Annotated in this window: 16 protein-coding genes; 4 read left to right on the top strand and 12 right to left on the bottom strand. The window is 61.5% G+C overall.

Features of this window, described 5'->3' with window-relative positions:
• The 10 genes from FHX06_RS19515 to FHX06_RS19470 form a co-directional block, all read right to left on the bottom strand.
• Complete coding sequence (locus FHX06_RS19515; protein WP_183880520.1) at window positions 1-2004, bottom strand: CocE/NonD family hydrolase; 2004 nt, start codon at window positions 2002-2004, stop codon at window positions 1-3.
• 56 nt (window positions 2005-2060) lie between these two features.
• On the bottom strand, window positions 2061-3692 hold the full coding sequence (locus FHX06_RS19510; RefSeq protein ID WP_183880518.1) for an ABC transporter ATP-binding protein: 1632 nt from the start codon (window positions 3690-3692) through the stop codon (window positions 2061-2063).
• Complete coding sequence (locus FHX06_RS19505) at window positions 3685-4512, bottom strand: ABC transporter permease (protein WP_113147789.1); 828 nt, start codon at window positions 4510-4512, stop codon at window positions 3685-3687. The genes FHX06_RS19510 and FHX06_RS19505 overlap by 8 nt, the downstream gene beginning before the upstream one ends.
• Complete coding sequence (locus tag FHX06_RS19500; protein WP_112972413.1) at window positions 4509-5516, bottom strand: ABC transporter permease; 1008 nt, start codon at window positions 5514-5516, stop codon at window positions 4509-4511. Before FHX06_RS19500 ends, FHX06_RS19505 begins: the two co-directional genes overlap by 4 nt.
• Before the next feature lie 88 nt (window positions 5517-5604).
• Window positions 5605-7194 (bottom strand): ABC transporter substrate-binding protein, encoded by a 1590-nt coding sequence (locus FHX06_RS19495; RefSeq protein WP_112542515.1) that lies wholly within the window; start codon window positions 7192-7194, stop codon window positions 5605-5607.
• A 120-nt stretch (window positions 7195-7314) separates the two neighbouring features.
• Entirely contained in the window at window positions 7315-8097 is a 783-nt protein-coding gene (locus FHX06_RS19490) for a carnitinyl-CoA dehydratase (RefSeq protein WP_183880516.1), read from the bottom strand.
• Between the two features lie 6 nt (window positions 8098-8103).
• Window positions 8104-10158: an acetate--CoA ligase family protein gene (locus FHX06_RS19485; RefSeq protein WP_183880514.1), complete on the bottom strand. Its 2055-nt coding sequence runs from the start codon at window positions 10156-10158 to the stop codon at window positions 8104-8106.
• A gap of 3 nt (window positions 10159-10161) precedes the next feature.
• A complete protein-coding gene (locus FHX06_RS19480; RefSeq protein ID WP_183880689.1) occupies window positions 10162-11322 on the bottom strand; it encodes an acyl-CoA dehydrogenase family protein in 1161 nt (386 codons plus the stop codon).
• A gap of 10 nt (window positions 11323-11332) precedes the next feature.
• Complete coding sequence (locus FHX06_RS19475) at window positions 11333-12823, bottom strand: carnitine 3-dehydrogenase (RefSeq protein ID WP_183880512.1); 1491 nt, start codon at window positions 12821-12823, stop codon at window positions 11333-11335.
• A gap of 7 nt (window positions 12824-12830) precedes the next feature.
• Window positions 12831-13733: a 3-keto-5-aminohexanoate cleavage protein gene (locus tag FHX06_RS19470; protein WP_183880510.1), complete on the bottom strand. Its 903-nt coding sequence runs from the start codon at window positions 13731-13733 to the stop codon at window positions 12831-12833.
• 41 nt (window positions 13734-13774) lie between these two features.
• Here FHX06_RS19470 and FHX06_RS19465 point away from each other — a divergent pair, with 41 nt between their 5' ends.
• A complete protein-coding gene (locus FHX06_RS19465; protein ID WP_183880687.1) occupies window positions 13775-14824 on the top strand; it encodes a GlxA family transcriptional regulator in 1050 nt (349 codons plus the stop codon).
• On the opposite strand, the gene FHX06_RS19460 is transcribed toward FHX06_RS19465, so the two are convergent.
• Window positions 14799-15674, bottom strand: a complete 876-nt coding sequence (locus FHX06_RS19460) for a LysR family transcriptional regulator (protein ID WP_007822164.1) — start codon at window positions 15672-15674, stop codon at window positions 14799-14801. The two genes, FHX06_RS19465 and FHX06_RS19460, sit on opposite strands and share 26 nt — an antisense overlap.
• A 114-nt stretch (window positions 15675-15788) precedes the next feature.
• Between FHX06_RS19460 and FHX06_RS19455 the strand changes: the two genes are divergently transcribed.
• Together FHX06_RS19455 and FHX06_RS19450 are read left to right on the top strand one after the other, a co-directional pair.
• Window positions 15789-16694, top strand: a complete 906-nt coding sequence (locus tag FHX06_RS19455) for a DMT family transporter (protein WP_113116468.1) — start codon at window positions 15789-15791, stop codon at window positions 16692-16694.
• A gap of 88 nt (window positions 16695-16782) precedes the next feature.
• Window positions 16783-18825, top strand: a complete 2043-nt coding sequence (locus FHX06_RS19450) for an NADH:flavin oxidoreductase (protein WP_113212277.1) — start codon at window positions 16783-16785, stop codon at window positions 18823-18825.
• Window positions 18826-18879: 54 nt separating this feature from the next.
• Here FHX06_RS19450 and FHX06_RS19445 read toward each other — a convergent pair whose 3' ends face one another.
• Window positions 18880-19104 (bottom strand): hypothetical protein, encoded by a 225-nt coding sequence (locus FHX06_RS19445; protein ID WP_312866586.1) that lies wholly within the window; start codon window positions 19102-19104, stop codon window positions 18880-18882.
• Between FHX06_RS19445 and FHX06_RS19440 the strand changes: the two genes are divergently transcribed.
• Window positions 19103-19312 carry a hypothetical protein gene (locus FHX06_RS19440; protein ID WP_210300593.1) on the top strand — a complete coding sequence of 70 codons (210 nt, stop codon included), beginning with the start codon at window positions 19103-19105 and terminating at the stop codon, window positions 19310-19312. The genes FHX06_RS19445 and FHX06_RS19440 overlap by 2 nt on opposite strands.
• The last annotated feature ends 45 nt before the right edge of the window (window positions 19313-19357 follow it).

Below are 19357 nucleotides of genomic sequence, written 5' to 3'. Positions count from 1 at the left end.
CTACATCAGATCGCGGGCGATTGCCGTCTCGGCAAAATCCTTCTCGAAGATTTTTATCCCGCCGTCATGGGCAATGACCGTGGCGGTGATGATCCAGTGCGTTGCCGTGCAGGCGATCGATGCGGTCGCAACCGTCGTCACGGACCAGCCGGGACGCTGCATGTCGCAGGTCCAGGTGGACCGCCCCGTCATCGAGAGTGGATCGCCCGGCCTAATCGACCATATTTCATCGCGTACCTGACGGGTGCTGAGCCCGGTGTCGGGATGCTCGAAAAGCCCGGTATCCTCGTAAATACAGTATTCGGTTCGATCGGCGGAAAGCTGCCTGATGACCTGCCTTCTGGTCTCAGCCGGCGCATGCTCGATATATTTCGGCAGCGGATCGGGATTATCCGGCTCCTTCACGGCGACGAGGCGGTGATCGGCAAGTATCGGCAGCGCAAGTTCGATCGAGGCCGTATCGATGACGAGGCCGGCATCCGTCGGCGGCGGCAGGATCATCGGCCAATAGGCCGTCGAAAGCGAAAGGCGAATGCGATGGCCGGTGCGGAAGCGATAGCCGCAGGCATCGAGCAGCAGGCGCACCGTCGTCCACTCTCCGCCCTTCATGGGTTTGGGATCGGCATTGCCATCACGATGAGCAAGATTGAGAACGCCGAAGGAAACGCGTGTGGCCGTGCCGTCCTCATGCACGTCGACGAGCCGCGCGCAGAGATTTGCGGTCTCTGCCTCGCAGCGTAGCGCCAGAGTAACAATAGGCTGGCCGAGATATTCGTGATCTTCGACAAGTGGCGGGGTCTCGAATATGAGCGAACCGGCATCGTCCCCGCGCTGGTCGATGGCCATTTCAGCATCCGGTTTCAGCGTGAAATATTCCCCCGATGCCGTGCCGGTATCGAGGGGCGAGCGCACATAGACCTCTTGCGCTGATGTCTGGGGCTCGGCCGCTCCTTCCTCGAGCCGGCTGGACGATCCGACATGGAAAAACTGCATTGCCGGTTCGCGCCATGCGTCCATGGCGACCCAAAAACCGGGATCGGCATCGCGGCGCGGGGCCGGGCGCACGGCGTCGAGAATATAGGCGCGAAGCTGGGGCGTATTTTCCGCACCATTCTCTTCGCCACGCAGCCAGCGGTTCCACCAGGCGATCGCTTCGCCATGGAAATCGGCGCGCGGCTTTGGAAAGGCGAAATGCGGATATTTGTGAACCCAGGGGCCGATCAGCGCCTTAGCCTCTGTGCCAAGCCCGGCGATCGCCTTCAGCGGCGTGTTGCGATAGCCGTCGGCCCAGCCAGCAATCACCAAAGCAGGGATCTCGACGCGTGAAAAATCCTCGCAGATCGAACCATGTTTCCAGAAGGCGTCGCGTCGCTGGTGGACAAGCCATTCCTCCATGAAGAGCGGTTCGTTTTCCAGCCGTTCAAGCCACATATCCTTCCAGCGATCGCCGGCGATAGCGGGATCGGGCGGGCGAGACTGATAGCCGAGCATCGTCGCGGCCCACGAGAGCTGGGCCGAAAGATGACAGCCGTTCTTGTAATGGATGTCGTCATTGTAACGGTCGACGGTCGAGGCAATCGAGATGACGGCCTTCAATGCCGGAGGGCGAAGGGCCGCGACCTGCAGGCTGTTAAACCCGCCCCAGGAAATGCCCATCATGCCGACCGAGCCATTGCACCAGTGCTGATCGGCGATCCAGGCGATCAGTTCGCAGGCATTGGCAAGCTCGAGTTCGGTATATTCGCCGTCGATAACCCCGTCGGATTCGCCCGAGCCGCGGATATCGACACGCACGCCCGCGATGCCGGCGGCGGCAAGGACCGGATAGGTCGATTCATCACGCAGGCTCGTTCCATCGCGCTTGCGATAGGGCAGGAATTCGAAGACGGCCGGCACCGGATCTGCATCCGTACCATCAGGCATCCAGATCCGCGCGGCAAGTCGCGTTCCGTCGCTGAGCGTGATCCACTGGTTTTCGATCGTCGTGAAGGAGCGTTGGCTCATGGTTTTCCCTGGAAGCAATCACTAAGCCGGCCAAGAGCGGCCGCCCGCCTTGATGTTCAGTTGCCGGCGCTTTCCATCCGCCGAGTGGTCAGCACCTTTTCCAGCCAGCCGATCTCCATCTCCGGGACGGATTTCAGGAGCAGGTCGGTATAGTCGTCGAAAGGCGGTGAGAGCGCCTTCGATTTCGGGCCGAAGCGCACGAGCCTGCCGCGATGCATGACCGCGACGCTGTCGGCAATGGCCCTGACGATGGCGATGTCATGGGTGATGAAGATGTAGGAGAGCTTTTCCTCTTCCTGTAGGCGCAGCAGCAGCTTCAGGATGCCTTCAGCCACTAGAGGGTCGAGAGCCGAGGTCGGCTCGTCGCAGAGGATGAGTTCCGGTTTTGCGGCGAGCGCTCGCGCAATCGCCACACGCTGCTTCTGGCCCCCCGAGAGCTCTGCCGGGTAGCGGTTCAGAAAGCCGTTGCCCATCTCGATCTGGTCGAGCAATTCCTTCACGCGGTCGGTCTTTGAGACTCCCCTGAGGCCGTAATAGAAGGTCAGCGGCCGGCCGATGATGTCGCGCACGGTCTGACGCGGGTTCATCGCCGTGTCGGCCATCTGGTAGATGAGCTGGATGCGGCGGAGATCGTCGCGTGGCCTGTGTCGGACCTCGGGCGTCAATGGTTTACCGGCAAAAGAAATCGACCCGGCGCTGGGTGACAAGAGCCCGGTGACGACGCGGGCGAGCGTCGATTTTCCCGAGCCCGATTCACCGACAATCGCCAATGTCTGCCCCTTCGGCACATGCAGACTGACATCGCTCAGGACCTTGAAACCATTGGAATATTCTGCGCTGACGTTTTCGATCTTCAGCAGAGCATCGGACTGGTCGACAGCTTCGTCCCTGAGCGTCTGCCGGACGTTGACGAGCGCGCGAGTATAATCCTCCCGTGGCTCTTCGATGATCTGCCGTACACTGCCGTATTCCACGGTCTTTCCATGGCGCAGCACCATGATGTCGTCGGAGATCTGTGCGACGACGGCGAGATCATGAGTGATGTAAAGGGCCGCCGTATGGGTAGCTTCGATCGCATGCTTGATTGCAGCGAGCACGTCGATCTGGGTGGTGACGTCAAGTGCAGTCGTCGGTTCGTCGAAGACGATCAGTTCGGGGTTTGAGCAAAGCGCCATGGCCGTCATGGCGCGCTGCAGCTGGCCGCCCGAGACCTGGTGCGGGAAACGCTCGCCGAAACTTTCGGGATGGGGAAGGCCAAGCACCTGAAACAGGTAGAGCGCTCTGTTCTTCGCCTCCTGTTTGTTCATGAGCCCGTGTTTGACGGAAGCCTCGATCACCTGGTCGCCGAGTCGGTGGGCGGGATTGAAGGCTGCCGCGGCCGACTGTGCGACGTAGCAGACGCGGGCGCCGCGGATCTGTCTGATGCCATTCTTGCCAAGGGCAAGGATATTGTCGCCGTCGAGCCGCACCTCTCCGCCGGTGATCTCGGCACCGCCTCGGCCATAGGCAAGTGCCGATAATCCGATCGTCGACTTGCCTGCCCCGGATTCACCGATCAGCCCGAGTACCCGGCCTTTCTGCAAATCAAAGGAAACGCCGTCGACGATGGTCACGCGTTTCGGTGCTTCACCCGGCGGATAGCTGGTGGCTTCGATCTTGAGATTGCGGACGGAAAGAAGATCAGGCATCGCCACGCCCTCCCTTGAGGCTCGAGGTTCGTTTTAGAAGCCAGTCGACAACGAGGTTGACGCAGACTGCGAGGATGGCGATCGCGCTACCCGGCACGAGCGCTGCCGAAATGCCGAAAATGATCCCGTCCTTGTTGTCCTTGACCATGCCGCCCCAGTCAGCCGATGGCGGCTGGATGCCGAGGCCGAGAAAGGACAATGTCGAGAGGAACAGGATCGAGAAGGCAAACCGCAGGCCGAATTCGGCAAGCAGCGGGGTCAGCGTGTTCGGCAGGATCTCCCTGAAGATGATCCAGAGTTTTCCTTCGCCGCGAAGTTTGGCCGCCTCGACGAATTCCATGACGGCGACATCGAGTGCCACGGCGCGGCCGAGACGATAGACGCGGGTGGAATCGAGGATCGCCATGACGAGGATCAGCACGATGATGTTCTGTGGCAGGACGGCCAGAACCACGAGCGCGAAGATCAGCGTCGGGATCGACATCATCAGGTCGTTGAACCGCGAGAAGACCATGTCGATCAGCCCGCGCGAGACGGCTGCCGTAAAGCTCAGGATGACGCCGAGCGAAAAGGAGATGACGGTCGCTGCAAGCGCCACGAAAAGCGTCGTGCGCGCGCCGTAGATCAGCCGCGAGAGGATGTCGCGGCCGAGATTGTCGAGGCCGAAGACATATTGTGCGTCCGGCATTTGCCAGACGCTGCCGACGACCTGGGTCTCGCCGTATGGCGCGATCAGAGGCGCAAAGAACGCGAAGATGAAGGCGACGGCGATGCCGATCATGCCGATCCAGGCGGTGATGGGGATGTCTCTCAATCTCATCTTGGATGCCTCAGCCGGGGGTTGGCAATAATGGCGAGAATGTCGGCCAGCATGTTGAGGAAGATATAGACGGCGGCAAAGATCAGGCCGCAGGCCTGCACCACCGGCATGTCGCGCACCGTCACGGCATCGACCATGTACTGGCCCATGCCGGGATAGACGAAGACCACCTCGACGACGACCACTCCCACCACCAGATAGGCAAGATTCAACGCCACGACGTTGATGATCGGCGCAAGCGCGTTCGGCGCGGCATGCTTGACGATCGAGCGAAACGCCGAAAGGCCCTTCAGCTCTGCCGTCTCCATATAGGCCGACGACATGACCGAGAGGATTGCAGCACGCGTCATACGCATCATGTGGGCCAGCACGACGAGTACGAGGGTCGCCGTCGGCAGGGCGATCGCCTTCAGGCGGTCGGCAAAGCCCATGCTCTCATAGACAGTTGCGGGAAAGGTGGCGACGCCGAACTTCACCGCGAAAAACATGATCAGCAGGTAGCCGATGAAGAACTCCGGCAACGAAATCGCAGCCAGCGAAATGATGTTGATGATCTTGTCGGGTAGGCGGCCCCGAAAATGCACCGAAACCATGCCGAGCCCGACGGCAAGCGGCACGGAGATCAGTGCGGCAAAGCCCGCCAGAAACAGCGAATTGCCGAGCCGCTTGCCGATCTGCTCGCTGACGGAGTTCTTGCTGGCCCAGGATGTGCCGAAATCGCCTTGCACGGCATTACCGAGCCACTCCACGTATCGCGTCGTCACCGGCCGGTCGAGGCCGAGATCCTTGCGGATATTGGCAACCGCCTGCGGCGTTGCCGACTGGCCGAGATAAGTCGTGGCGAAATCGCCGGGGAGAGCTTCCAGGCCGCCGAAAATCAGGATTGAGACGGCAAAGAGCAGGATGATGCTGAGCACGAAGCGCTCGAGAACAAGGGCAAGCAGCGGAAAACGCTGCCGGAACCTGAGACCGGGCAGGATATTGCCGGAGGTCGGACTGGACATGGTGATGGCCTCGCGCTGAAACGTCAGGAGGACCGCGGGTTTTGTCCCACGGTCCCGGCTTCGGTGGAGATCGGACAGAAGACCGGCGTCAGGCCTCCAGCCAGACGCGGGTTGCGACGTAGCCGTTCGACATGTCGTTGCCGATGTCGTGGACGTAGCCCTTCACCTGCTTGGTGGAGGCGTTCACGAAGTCGTTGAACATCGGCAGGATGACGCCGCCTTCGTCGCGGACCATCATGGCCATGGCGCGATAGAGCTCCTTGCGCTTGGCCTCGTCGAGTTCGGAACGGGCCTGAAGCAACAGCTTGTCGAAATCCGGACGCTTGAAGCGGGTGTCGTTCCAGTCTGCCGTCGAAAGATAGGCGGTGGAGTACATCTGGTCCTGTGTCGGTCGTCCGCCCCAATAGGAGGTGGAGAAGGGCTGGACGTTCCAGACGTTGGTCCAGTAGCCGTCGCCCGGCTCGCGCTTGACCTCGATCTCGATGCCGGCCTTCTTGCAGCTTTCCTGATAGAGGACGGCCGCGTCGACACCGCCGGGGAAAGCGACTTCGGAAGTGCGCAGCAGGACCGAGCCGCTATGGCCTGATTTCTTGTAGTGGAAGGCCGCCTTGTCCGGATCATAGGTGCGCTGTTCGATGCCCTCGGGAAAGAGCGCGTAGGTACTGTTGATCGGGAAATCGTTGCCGACCTTGCCGTAACCGCCGAGGATCTTCTCCACCATGGTCTCGCGGTCCATGGCGTATTTAAGCGCGAGGCGCAGGTCGTTATTGTCGAACGGCGCCTTGTCGCAATGCATGATGAAGACATAGTGGCCGCGTCCGGCGGTCGAAAGGATCTCGACATTCGGAGCACGCTTCAGGAGATTGACGGTCTTCGGATCGACGCGGTTGATGTAATGCACCTGGCCGGACGAGAGCGCGGCGATACGCGCCGTGGCGTCGTTCATGCCGATGATTTCGATGGAATCGACATAGCCGCGATCAGTGCGCCAGTCGTCCTTGTTCTTTTCAAAGGTGGCGCGCACGCCCGCCTCGAAGTTCGTCAACTTATAGGGCCCCGTGCCGATCGAGGCGAGCGGATCGTCCACACCGCCATTTGGCTGAATGACCAGATGATAGTCGGTCAACAGCAGCGGCATATCGGCATTGCCTTCCGAAAGCGTCAGGACGAGGTTGCCGCCGTCCGCCTTGATTTCCTTGATCGAGCCGAGAACGCCGAGTGCGCCCGATTCCGACGCCTTGTCGGTATGACGCTTGAGTGTGGCGACCACGTCATCGATCGTCAGTTCCTTGCCATTGTGGAACTTGACGCCCTTGCGGATCTTGAAGGTCCAGGTTGCCGCATCCTTCGACGGTTCCCAGGATTCGGCGAGCGCCGGTACGGCGGCACCGGTGAGCGGATCGGATTCTACCAGCATGTCGCCCCAGCAGCGGCCGACGCAGAACATGAATTGCGAGAGAAATTTCGCCGGGTCCTTGGAGTCGGTTGCAGCCCCGCCCTCCAGGCCAAGCTTCAGATGACCGCCGCGTTTCGGTTCGGCGGCTTCGGCACTTTCGGTAAAGAGCTTGTCGGCAACGGCAAGTGTCAGGCCGGCTGCCATGGCGCGCCCCAGGAATTCGCGGCGGCTGAGACCACCGGCGGTTACCCGGCTTGCGAGATATTTCGTGTAGTCGTTCATTCCCCTTCTCCTTCTTATGGTGCGTTGACTTCGATTTTTGGGCATGATTCCCGAACGGTTTCCTCTTCCGTTCGTGATGCCCGCACGCTTGCGGGAAGATGAGCGGTTGCTGCCGCCTTGTTACCGTCCTTTCCATTCAGGGCTTCGTTTTTCGGCGAAAGCCCGTGCGCCTTCCAATTGGTCCTCGCTCGAATAAAGCCGGTCCACTGTAGCAAACTGCCGTTTGGTGATTTTGTTCATGGCAGTCTGGAAGGTGGAACCCTCCGATTCACGCACGATTTCCTTGATTGCCGCGTAGACGAGCGGCGGCCCGCTTTCGAGCAGGCGGGCGAGATCCCAGGTCCGCTCCATCAGCTTGTCTGCCGCCAGGATTTCGTTGACGAAACCCCAGCGATGCGCCTCCTGGACGTCAAGCCAGCGGCCGGTCAAAAGCATGTCCATGGCGATATGATAGGGGATGCGCTTCGGCAGCTTCACCGAGGCGGCATCGGCAACCGTGCCGGAGCGGATTTCCGGAAGAGCGAAAGTTGCATGTTCTGCTGCGAGGATCAGGTCGGCGGAGAGCGCGATCTCCAGCCCGCCTCCGCAACAGATGCCGTTGACCGCACAGATGACAGGCTTGTTGAGATCGCGCAGCTCCTGCAGCCCGCCGAAACCGCCGACACCATAATCTCCGTCGACCGCGTCGCCTGCCGCGGCGGCCTTCAGGTCCCATCCGGCACAGAAGAATTTCTCGCCTGCGCCGGAGATGATCGCCACGCGCAGCGATGGATCGTCGCGGAAATCACGGAATATCAGTCCCATGGTGCGGCTTGTTGCAAGGTCGATGGCGTTCGCCTTCGGCCGGTCGATGATGACTTCCAGCACTGCGCCGACCTGTCGGGTGCGAATGGGGTTGCTCAACCTATGCTACCTCCTCCGCCGGATCAGGGCATCGACTGCGGCCACGCCGTGACCTTCGGGAAGAACCATCAACGGATTAATGTCCAGTTCCTCCAGCCGTGCCGCATTCATTACGACATAATCTGCCGCCCGCGCGACAGCCGTCACTGTCGCTTCGAGGTCTCCCTTCGGGCGCCCGCGATATCCCTCGATCAGTTTTGCGATCTTCAGGCGCGAAATTGCCTCGGAAATTTCCGATCTCGTCGTCGGCAACGGCAAAATAACGGAATCCTGCAGCAATTCGACGAAAATTCCGCCGGCGCCGAGCGTTAGCGATAATCCGAAGACCGGGTCGCGGGAAGCGCCGACGATCAGCTCGGCGACAGGCCGGTCGATCATCTTCTCGACCAGAAAACCGTCTGTCGCAGCCATCTTTGATGCGGCATCCGATACGGCCTTGGCATCCTTCAGGTTGAGTGCGACGGCGCCTGCTTCGGTCTTGTGCGCGACGCCGAGAGCTTTCAGGACAACAGGAAAACCGAGCCGCTCGGCATAATCCGCCGCCTGAAGCGGCGAACTTGCAACCCTGCCTTTGGGAGTCCGAAGGCCGGCGAGATCGAGTTCGGTCTTCGCATCGGCCTCCGTCAGCGTTTCGATTGCGCCTTCGACGGACGCCACATCGAGAAGCGGCAGGGAAGGCGGTTTGCGCCAGGCATCGCCGATGCCGGCTGCGACTTCCGCGGCAATCAGGGTTTCATCAATACCGCAGAAGGGAACGACGCCTTCGGCGACCAGTCGGCCGGCGACAGCCTCCGGCATATTTTCGGGCAGTGTCGCCAGGATCCCGGCAAGCGCGCCTGTCGCAGATACCGCAGCGGTGACCGCGTCGGCCGTCGTCACCCAGTCTGCCGCCTCGCATCGATCGGCGCGGGGAAAATCGAGGACGACGAGATTGAGGTCGTAGCCACCTTCGAACATGGCGGTGAAAGCCTCTGTCTGACGCGCACGATCGCCCCACACGAACGTGTGGTAATCGAGCGGATTGGAGAGCGTCACCATGTCGCCGAGAACGCCTCTCAGGCACGGCAATTGCTTTGGTTCGAGATCTCGGAACGTCACAGCGCGTCCGATGGCAGCATCCGACATCAGCGAGGCCTCGCCACCCGAGCAGCTCATCGAAGAGATCGCGGCACCTTGCAGCGGGCCTGCGACGTGCAGGAGTTTCAGCGCTTCGAGTAGCGCCGGCAGCGTTTCGACGCGGCCAAGACCGAGGCGGGCAAGCACTGCATCGGCCACCGCATCGCCGCCGGCAAGGGATGCGGTATGGGAGAGCGTTGCCTGTCTCGCCTGTTCAGACTTGCCGACTTTCAAAACAACAACGGGCTTTTTCGTCAGGCGGGCTGTGGCGGCAAGGCGCTCGAGCGCGGCCTTGTCTCCAAAGCCTTCGACATGGAGGCCAAGCGCCGTCACGCGCGGGTCGGAAAGCAGGCCACAGGCGATATCGGACAGCGAGGTTTGCGCCTGATTGCCTGATGTCACGACATAGGCGATCGGCAGGCCGCGCGTCTGCATGGTCAGGTTGAGCGCTATGTTCGACGATTGGGTCAGGATCGCCACGCCGCGTTCGACGCGCGTCATGCCGTGTTGATCGGGCCAGAGAAGCGCGCCGTCGAGGCCGTTTATGAAGCCATAGCAGTTTGGCCCGAGGATCGGCATGTCGCCTGCGGCGGCAATCAGCGCCTGTTGCAGGTCGGCGCCGTCGGCTAGTTCTGCCACGGCCTCGCTGAAGCCCGAGGCATAACAGACCGCACCGCCGGCACCCGCTGCCGACAGACTGCGCACGATCTCGACGGTCGATATCCTGTTGACCCCGACAAAGGCCGCGTCGGGCGGCGACGGCAGGTCGGAAACGCTTCTGTAGCAGCGCCGTCCGAGGACCTCGGCGAGCGTCGGGTGAACGGGCCAGAGCTCGCCCGCAAACCCCATCCGATCGCACTGCTCGATCACCCGACGCGCTTCGCGGCCGCCGAAGACGGCGATCGTTTGCGGTCTGAACAGGCGGTCGAGCGCGCGTGCTGTCATCGGCTACGCTCCCAGAGGCCGCAGGAGATCGCGGCTGATGATGTGGCGCTGGATTTCCGACGTGCCGTCCCAGATGCGTTCGACGCGCGCATCCCGCCAAAAGCGGGAAAGCGGCAGATCGTCCATCAGGCCCATGCCGCCGTAGATCTGGATCGCCTCATCGGTGACGCGGGCAAGCATTTCGGAGGCGTAAAGCTTGGCCGAAGCGATTTCGCGATCGGAAGTCAGGCCTGCATCCAGTCGCCATGCCGCCGAAAGTGTCAGCCAGTCGGCTGCGTCGATCTCGGTGATCATGTCGGCAAGCTTGAAGGATACCCCCTGGTTGGCACCGATCGGCCTGCCGAACTGCTTGCGCTCGGCAGCATAGGAAAGCGCCATGTCGAAGACGCGCCGCGCCCGACCGACGCAGGTGGCAGCGACCGTCAGCCGGGTGCCGTAGAGCCATTGGTTGGCAAGTTCGAAACCGCGATGCACCTCGCCCAGCACTTGGGAGGCCGGAATGCGACAATCGGCAAAGCTCAAGGTGCAATTGTGATAACCGCGATGGGAGACGGAATCGTAACCCTTGAGGATTTCGAAGCCTGGCGTGCCGCGATCGACCAGAAACGCGGTGATCTTCTTCTTGAGGCCTCTCGGTGTTTCCTCCTCGCCGGTCGCGGCAAAGACGATGATGAAATCGGCGACATCGGCATGCGAGATGAAATGCTTGGTGCCATTGAGCACGAAATCGCTGCCGTTGCTGCGAGCGGTGCATTTCATGCCGCGCATGTCGGAACCGGCATCGGGCTCGGTGATCGCCAGCGCGTCGATCTTTTCTCCGCGGACGGCAGGAAGCAAATACCGTTCACGCTGCTCGCCCTCGCAGGCCATCAGGATGCCAGAGGGACGACCGAAAAAGACCGTCAGGGCCATGGAGCCCCGGCCGAGTTCCCGCTCGACAAGCGTGAAGGTGACATGATCGAGGCCGGCGCCGCCCGCCTCTTCGGGGAAATTGCAGGCGTAGAAGCCGAGGTCGATGCATTTGCGCCGGATCTCAGCTGCTAGATCCGGCGGAACGAAACCCGTGCGCTCGACTTCGTTCTCATGCGGAAAGATTTCGGTTTCGACGAAGCCGCGGACCGTCTTGACGATCATTTCCTGTTCTTCGCTGAGGCCGAAATCCATGTCGATCTCCCTATCGTTTCTGGCCGACATGGCGGCCAACCCCATCGGGGGGAGGCAGCTTTGCATGGGCCGCGGCGATCAGATTTGCCTTGTCGAGGACTGCGACTGGCGCCGGTGTCGCCTTGCCGGCTTCAGTATCGACATGCAGCAGCATCTGCTCGGCAGTGGCGAGCACGGCGCCGCTCTCAGTGTCGTGGATCGTGTGGAAGAGGTGCAGCCGCTTCTCGTCAATTGCGAGGATCTGGCAGGTCGAATGGATCGCCTGCCCGAGCTTGGCCTCGCCAAGATGGCGGATATGGGTTTCGACCGTATAGTAGCTCTGCCCGGCCTCGACATAGGCAAGATCGACCCCGATCAGCCGGAGAAGCGCGTCGGACGTATCGCCGAAAACCTGCAGGTAGCGATGCTCCGTCATATGGCCGTTATAGTCGACCCAGGCGGGGCTCACCTTGGTCTCGACGAGCTTCAGGGGGCCAGAAGGATCGGCAGTAGTGGTTTTCCCGCCGCCTGCTGCCCACAGGGACCGTTCGAAATCCTTCAGCAATTGGCCGGCGCCCCAGCCCTTGCCATCGTTTCCGGCCTTCAGCGCCTGCAGGATGCCGACGAGATTTTCGTCGCGGATGCGCTCCAGTGCACGGATCGAAAGGCCGGCGGCCTGTTCGTCCGACTGTTTTCCGATCTTTTCGATCAGCGCGTCGTCGAGGTCGACGACGTCGGTCAGTTTCGTCCAGGGCCAGGCTAGGCAGGGTCCGAACTGCGCGAGGAAATGGCGCATTCCGGCCTCGCCGCCGGCAATGCGATAGGTCTGGAACAGACCCATCTGCGCCCAGCGCAGTCCGAAAGAATAGCGGATGACGTCGTCGAGCGTCTCGACGGTGCAGATATCGTCATGGATAAGCCAGAGCGCCTCGCGCCAGAGCGCTTCGAGCAGCCGGTCGCCGACGAAGGCCTCGATCTCCTTGGCGATATGAACGCCCTTCATGCCGATTGGAGCGAGCCGCTCCATCGCTGCCTCGATGGTCGCTTTCGAGGTCTTCTCGCCGCCGACGATTTCGACTAGTGGCAGCAGGTAGACGGGGTTGTAGGGATGGGCGACGAAAAGGCGCTCGGGATGTTTCATGTCGCGCTGCAGGTCGCTCGGCAGCAGGCCTGATGTGGACGAGCCGATCAGCGCGTCCGGTCGTGCCGCAGCATCGATTTCCGTCAATACGCGGCGCTTGAGGTCGAGCCGTTCGGGCACGCTTTCCTGGATCCAGTCTGTACCGGAGACGGCCGCTTGCAGCGACGTTTCAAAGGTAAGCCGGCCGCGCGGCGGCAGCGGTGCCCCGGTCAGCATCGCATAGGCTTTTTCCGCATTGGCAAGGACCTCGCCGACGATGCGGCTTGCTTCCGGATGCGGATCGAAGACGCTGACATCGATGCCGGCAAGCAGAAAACGTGCAATCCATCCGCCGCCGATGACGCCGCCGCCGATACAGGCCGCTTTGGTGATCCCTGTCATGTCGTCCTCAGCGTTTCGTCAGATTGAGTTTCTTGCGGACGTCCTCAGGACCAATGATCCGCGCACCCATGCCTTCGACCACCTGCACGGCCTTTTCGACGAGCTGCGCATTGGTGGCGAGCGCGCCCTTGCCGATATAGAGATTATCCTCCAGTCCAACGCGGACATTGCCGCCCGCCAGAACCGCGGCAGCCGGATAGGCCATGGCGTTGCGACCGATCGAAAAGGCCGAGAAGGTCCAGCTATCGGGCACGTTGTTGACCATGGCCATGAAGGTGTTGAGATCGTCAGGGGCACCCCAGGGAATGCCCATGCAGAGCTGGATGAGCACTGGATCTTCGATCAGGCCTTCTTCGGCGAGCTGCTTTGCAAACCAGAGATGGCCGGTGTCGAAGGCCTCGATCTCGGGGCGCACGCCGAGATCGGTCATTTTCTTCGCCATTGCCCGCAGCATGGCGGGCGTGTTGGTCATGACGTAATCGCCGAGATTGAAGTTCATCGTGCCGCAGTCGAGCGTGCAGATTTCCGGCAGGCATTCGGCGACATGGCTGACGCGCTCGGTTGCCCCTGCCATATCCGTTCCCGACGCCTTCAGGGGAAGGGGGCTTTCGACATCGCCGAAAATCAGATCTCCGCCCATGCCGGCCGTCAGGTTCAGCACCACGTCGACATCGGCAGAACGGATGCGGTCGGTGACCTCTCTGTAGAGGTCGTTGCGGCGGCTTGCGGCACCGGTTTCCGGATCGCGGACATGGCAGTGAACGACTGCCGCCCCAGCCTTGGCGGCGTCGATCGCGGAATCCGCGATCTGCTTGGGAGTAATGGGAACGTGGCTGGATTTCGAAACCGTATCGCCGGCACCGGTGACGGCGCACGTGATGAAAACATCGCGGTTCATCGCAAGAGGCATGTTTGTTGTTCTCCCTCGTCTTGAGGGCATTACGCGCCAGGATGGGAGAGGATGCTTTGCATTTTCGGAATCGACCGATACATTATCGGAACACCAGGGAGGGGACTGTGCTGGAGCGATCAACGGAACGGCTCGACATCGATCTTCTCGTCCTGCCGGACACCAATCTCATCCTCATTGCCTCCGTCATCGAACCGTTGCGCGGGGCAAACCGCATTTCCGGCAGCGAGCTCTACCGCTGGCGCATCTTCACGCCAGATGGAGAAGCTGTGCCGACAACCAGCCACATTGCCATACCGACGCAGGGAACGTTCCAGATCACGGCATCGGATACACCGCTCTTCGTGCTGGCGAGCTACAACTGGCGGCAAAGCGCGACAGCGGGCCTAAAAATGCAGCTATCGCAGGCGGCACGCCACCGGACCATAATCGCCGGCATCGAATCCGGCACCTGGCTGCTCGCGGAAGCCTGCCTGCTCGACGGCTTGTCGGCGACCGTCCATTGGGAGGACTACGAGGATTTCGCGCTCGCCTATCCGCAGGTGTCGGCCGTCAAGGACCGGTTCGTCATCGACGGCAGGCGGCTGACGACATCAGGCTCGCTGCCGACCGTGGACCTGATGCTGGAAATCATCCGGCGGCGCCAGAGCTATTCGCTGGCGCTCGAGGTCAGCCGGCTGTTCCGCTACGAGCAGCCATCCTTTCATGCCGACGAGGCGCTGTCGGCAGGTTTGCGCATGGATGACCCGCGGGTGGCCCACGCTGTGCGGCTGATGGAGGACAATATCGAGCAGCCGATCGTACTTGCGCGTCTTGCCCGCAGGGTCGGGATCAGCGCCCGGCACCTGCAGGATCTCTTCCAGGCCTCGATCGGTGCGCCGCCCCATATTCATTATCTTGCCCTGAGATTGAACGCGGCGCGGCGCAAGGTGATAGAGACGACGGCGTCCTTCGCCGACATTGCCGCCGCAACCGGCTTCAATTCGGCCTCTGCCTTCGCGCGAAGCTATCGCGCAAGCTATTCCGAAAGCCCCTCGGAAACGCGGCGACGGCTGCGGCGTCCGATCAGGCCATCGGAGGTCCGGCCATAGGCTGGAAGGCATCGCGTACCATCTCGGCCAGCTCGCGAACCGCTTCGCTGGACCGAAAGGTATTGCGACGAAGCACGACCCTTGAGGAATCGACCGGCGGGAAGCCGTCCTCGGTCGTCAGTTCCCGGCAGCCGGGCGGGATGTTGCTGCGCGACAGCGTGGTGACGGCAAGGCCGGCAGTCACGGCGTTCTTCAGTCCGGAGCTGGTATCGGCAATGAATGCGACCCGGTAGTTGCGACCGAGCTGGTGCAGCGACTTCAATGCAAAATCGCGACACCAGCTCGAGTCTCTGTAGGTTGCGATCGGCAGCGGGTCGATGTCGTGCAGCCGGTGGACGATCGAGGTCACCCAGACAGTCGGATCGATGCAGAGCACCTCGCCACTCATCTGGTCGCTCCAGTCAAAGACGACGGCGAGATCGAGTTCGTCGCGTTCCAGGGCGGCGATGTTGCGGACTGTATAGTCGCAGGAGATCGTGACCTCGACAGCCGGATGACGCACGGCGAAGGCCGCAAGTGCTGCGGGCAGTACGGTCTGGCTATATTCCTCGGGAATGCCGATGCGAACCGGTCCGCCGAGCGGTTTGCTGCGGATCGTCGCCGCCGCCTCGCTCAGGAGATCGATGACACGGCGGGCATAGGGAACAAGCTGGACGCCCTGACGTGTCAGCACCACCCCTCGGGCGCCGCGTTCGAACAGTGCTTCGCCGATCGTGTCTTCCAGCTTCTTGATCGCCGCGCTGATCGCAGACTGTGTTCTGCCGACGCGCTGTGCGGCCGCAGAGAAATTGGTGGTCTCGACGACGACGAGGAAGGTCCGGAGAAGATCACTCTCAATGGGCTCGCGCATGGACAGCCATAGAAAAAATCGATGACATCCATCTCTACTATTCGTTTGTCTGATGTCAATTGCGGGTGCAGAAAGGAGGTGCGTTCGACTTTTCCTCCTTCGAGACTAACTTGCGTGACCATTGACCATCCGGCCAGGCACCTCGGTGCCGGCGAGCGCGAGAAGGGCATCCTTCTCGTCATCGCGGCGACACTTGCCTGGAGTGCCAGCGGGGTCTACTCGCGGCTCCTGACGACAGACGTCTGGACGGCGATCGCCTGGCGTTCGCTGTTCGGCGGGCTGTTCCTGCTGATCCCCTGCCTGTTCCTCGAAGGCGGGATATCACGAAAGCAATGGCGTTCGGTCCTGCATCCGTCCGGCCTGGCGATGATTGTCTGCCAGACAGTCAGCCAGGGCTGCTTCATCGGCGCGCTATATATGACCAGCGTCGCGAATGTGACGATGATCTATTCGACCGCACCCTTTATCGCCGCCCTGTTTGGATGGATCATCCTGAAAGAGGGTGTCGGAAGGCGCACGCTGATTGCCGGGGGCATTTCTCTTCTGGGTGTCGTGGTCATCGTCGCCTCGTCGATCGGCGGTGGCACCGGGGTCGGCGACCTGTTGGCACTTGGCATGACGGTCTCCTTCGCGCTCGTCATCATCATCCCGCGCATTAATCCTGAAGTGCCGAGCCTGCCGCCGACTGTTGTCAGCGCCTTCCTCACACTCGTCATCTTCGCTCCATTCGGCTCGGTCGGCTCGCTTGATCTTCACAACTGGATCGTGCTTGCTGCTTTCGGTGCGACCAATTTTTCGCTGGCGCTTGTGCTCTTCCTGGCCGGGGCCAGGCGAATGCCGCCGGCCGAAGCTGCGTTGATCGGGACGATGGAGATCGTGCTGACCCCGTTCTGGGTCTGGCTTCTGTTCTCCGAGCAACCGCCTGTCGCCACCTTCTTCGGCGGCGCCATCATCTTCGCAGCCGTTCTCTGGCATACCGCCGTCGACCTCAGCCGCAGCCGGCGGACGCATGCCGGCTAGAAAGCGACGCCGATCGGATCGTCATTTCAGGCGGCATGGGTCAGAATAGCGGTTCGATTGCCACTCCCACCAAGCAACGAGTGCGGACATGTCCTCCAAAGACCCCCTGCTGCAGCCGTTTCAGCTCAAGCAGCTGACGCTTAAAAACCGCGTCATGTCGACCGCTCACGAGCCGGCTTATTCGGAAAACGGCATGCCGACGGATCGCTATCGGCTCTATCACAGGGAAAAGGCAAGAGGCGGCATTGCACTGACCATGACGGCGGGATCGGCGGTCGTCTCGCCTGACTCCCCGCCGTCCTTCGGCAATCTCCACGCCTATCGCGACGAGATCGTGCCCTGGTTGAAGGGACTTGCCGACGACTGTCACGAGTTCGGTGCGGCAGTCATGATCCAACTCACGCATCTCGGCCGCCGTACAAGCTGGAACAAGGGCGACTGGCTGCCCGTTCTGGCGGCCTCGCCAATCCGCGAGCCGGCGCACCGGGCCTTCCCGAAAGAGGTGGAAGACTGGGACATCGAGCGTATCGTGGCCGATTATGCAAGCGCCGCGCAGCGCATGCAGGAAGCCGGCCTCGATGGTATCGAGATCGAAGCTTACGGCCATCTGCTCGATGGTTTCTGGTCGCCGGCAACCAACCGGCGTGAAGATGAATTCGGCGGATCGCTCGACAACCGCATGCGTTTTTCTGTCATGGTCACGCAGGCGGTTCGCGAAGCGGTCGGGCCGGATTTCATCGTCGGCATGCGTCTCGTCGCCGACGAGGACTGGGAGAAGGGACTATCGCGGGAGGAAGGCATAGAGATCGCATCACGGTTTGCCCGATCCGGCGACATCGATTTTCTCAACATCATTCGCGGCCATATCGACAGCGATGTCGCGCTCAACGAGGTCATCCCGATCCAGGGCATGGCATCTGCCCCGCATCTCGATTTTGCCGGCGAAGTGAGGGCGATAACCAAGTTCCCCGTATTCCACGCCGCACGCATCGGTGACGTAGCAACAGCCCGTCATGCGATCGCCGAGGGTAAGCTCGACATGGTCGGCATGACGCGCGCCCATATCGCCGACCCGCATATAGTGCGAAAGATCGAGAGCGGCGAGGAGGCACGCATCCGGCCCTGTGTCGGCGCTACCTACTGTCTCGACCGGATCTATGAAGGCGGGGAGGCACTCTGTATCCACAATGCCGCGACCGGTCGTGAAGGGGAAATTCCGCACGAGATCCCCAAGGCGGAGATCCGCCGCAAGGCCGTCGTGGTCGGTGCGGGGCCGGCCGGCCTCGAGGCCGCTCGCGTGCTTGCGGAGCGTGGTCATCAGGTGAATGTTCTGGAAGCGACGGGAAAGGCCGGCGGACAGGTCAATCTGCTCATCCGAAATCCCCGGCGCAAGGAGATGGTAGGCATTATCGACTGGCGGCTGGCGGAACTCGAGCGGCTGGGTGTTCGCATGCACTATGACGTCTACGCCGAGGCAGGTGATATCCTTGCTCTTGAACCCAATCTCGTTGTCATCGCGACCGGTGGCATTGCGCAGCAACCCGAACTGGATGCCGGCGACGAGCTAGTGACTTCTTCCTGGGAAATCCTCGCCGGCGGCGCCAGGATCGCCGACACGGTACTGCTCTTCGATGACAATGGCGGGCATCCGGGAATGTCGGCGGCTGAGGTGATTGCCAGAAGCGGTGCTGAACTCGAGCTCGTCTCCCCCGAACGCTTCTTCGCGCCTGATATGGGCGGCATGAATCATGTGCCTTATGCCCGTGCCTTCGCCGAACGCAACGTGAGGGTTACCATCAACACGCGGCTCAAATCCGTTCGCCGCGACGGCAATGCCCTTGTCGCCATGCTCGGATCGGATTTCGCAGACGGCGCACAGTGGGAGCGGCGCGTGTCCCAGGTCGTTGTCGAACATGGCACGCTTGCCAATGACGGGCTCTATCTCGAACTGAAGCCGATTTCGCGAAATCTTGGTGCCGTGGATTATTCTGCCCTGATCAATCGTCGGCCACCGCTGCCACAACGCAACAGCGAGGGACGTTTTGACCTCGTGCGGATCGGCGACGCGGTTTCCAGCCGCAACATCCATGCGGCCATCTATGATGCTCTGAGGTTATGTTCGTTGTCTTAAGCTCTTAACCGTGGGCCTGGCTTTTGTGAGTCTACATGACCTAAGGGCTTGCGCTCAGGCTGCTGCGGCATGTTCGAGCATCTCGTAGAGATCTTCTGCAAAGCTGCGCAGCACTGTGAGCTCGAAGCGCGTCGTCTGCGTGCGCGTCAGGTGGACGGAGACATGCCCGAAAAGCGCGACGGCAAATAGGGAACGGGGCGGCATCGAGATCGACTGCCGTTCCCTCAGCGAGCAGGTCTGCAGCGCGGGGACCGGAAAGAGCGATGCGGATGCGGCCATGGCTCTGGTCGCTGACGAAGCCCCTGCCTTTCAGATGATCGGCAATGTGCGCGACGGTGGTAAGTTCCCGCCCGGCGCCATGGACGACCTTGACCTCGTGGGCCAGGACGTCGGCGTCAAAAAGGCCGGGATACTGCCGCATCTCGCGCTTGCCGGCGGCCTCGCCATTGTATTGACCGCCAACTGGATCTTCCAATTGCCGGCTTGAGGAATTCTGCCTGGGCATCTGGTAGGTTTGTCCGGCGCTTGGGCT

Source organism: Rhizobium sp. BK512, assembly GCF_014194915.1.
In the GTDB taxonomy this organism is placed as follows: Bacteria; Pseudomonadota; Alphaproteobacteria; order Rhizobiales; family Rhizobiaceae; genus Rhizobium.
Note: the sequence above shows the minus strand (reverse complement) of the source record. Positions and strands in the feature narration are given on the sequence as shown.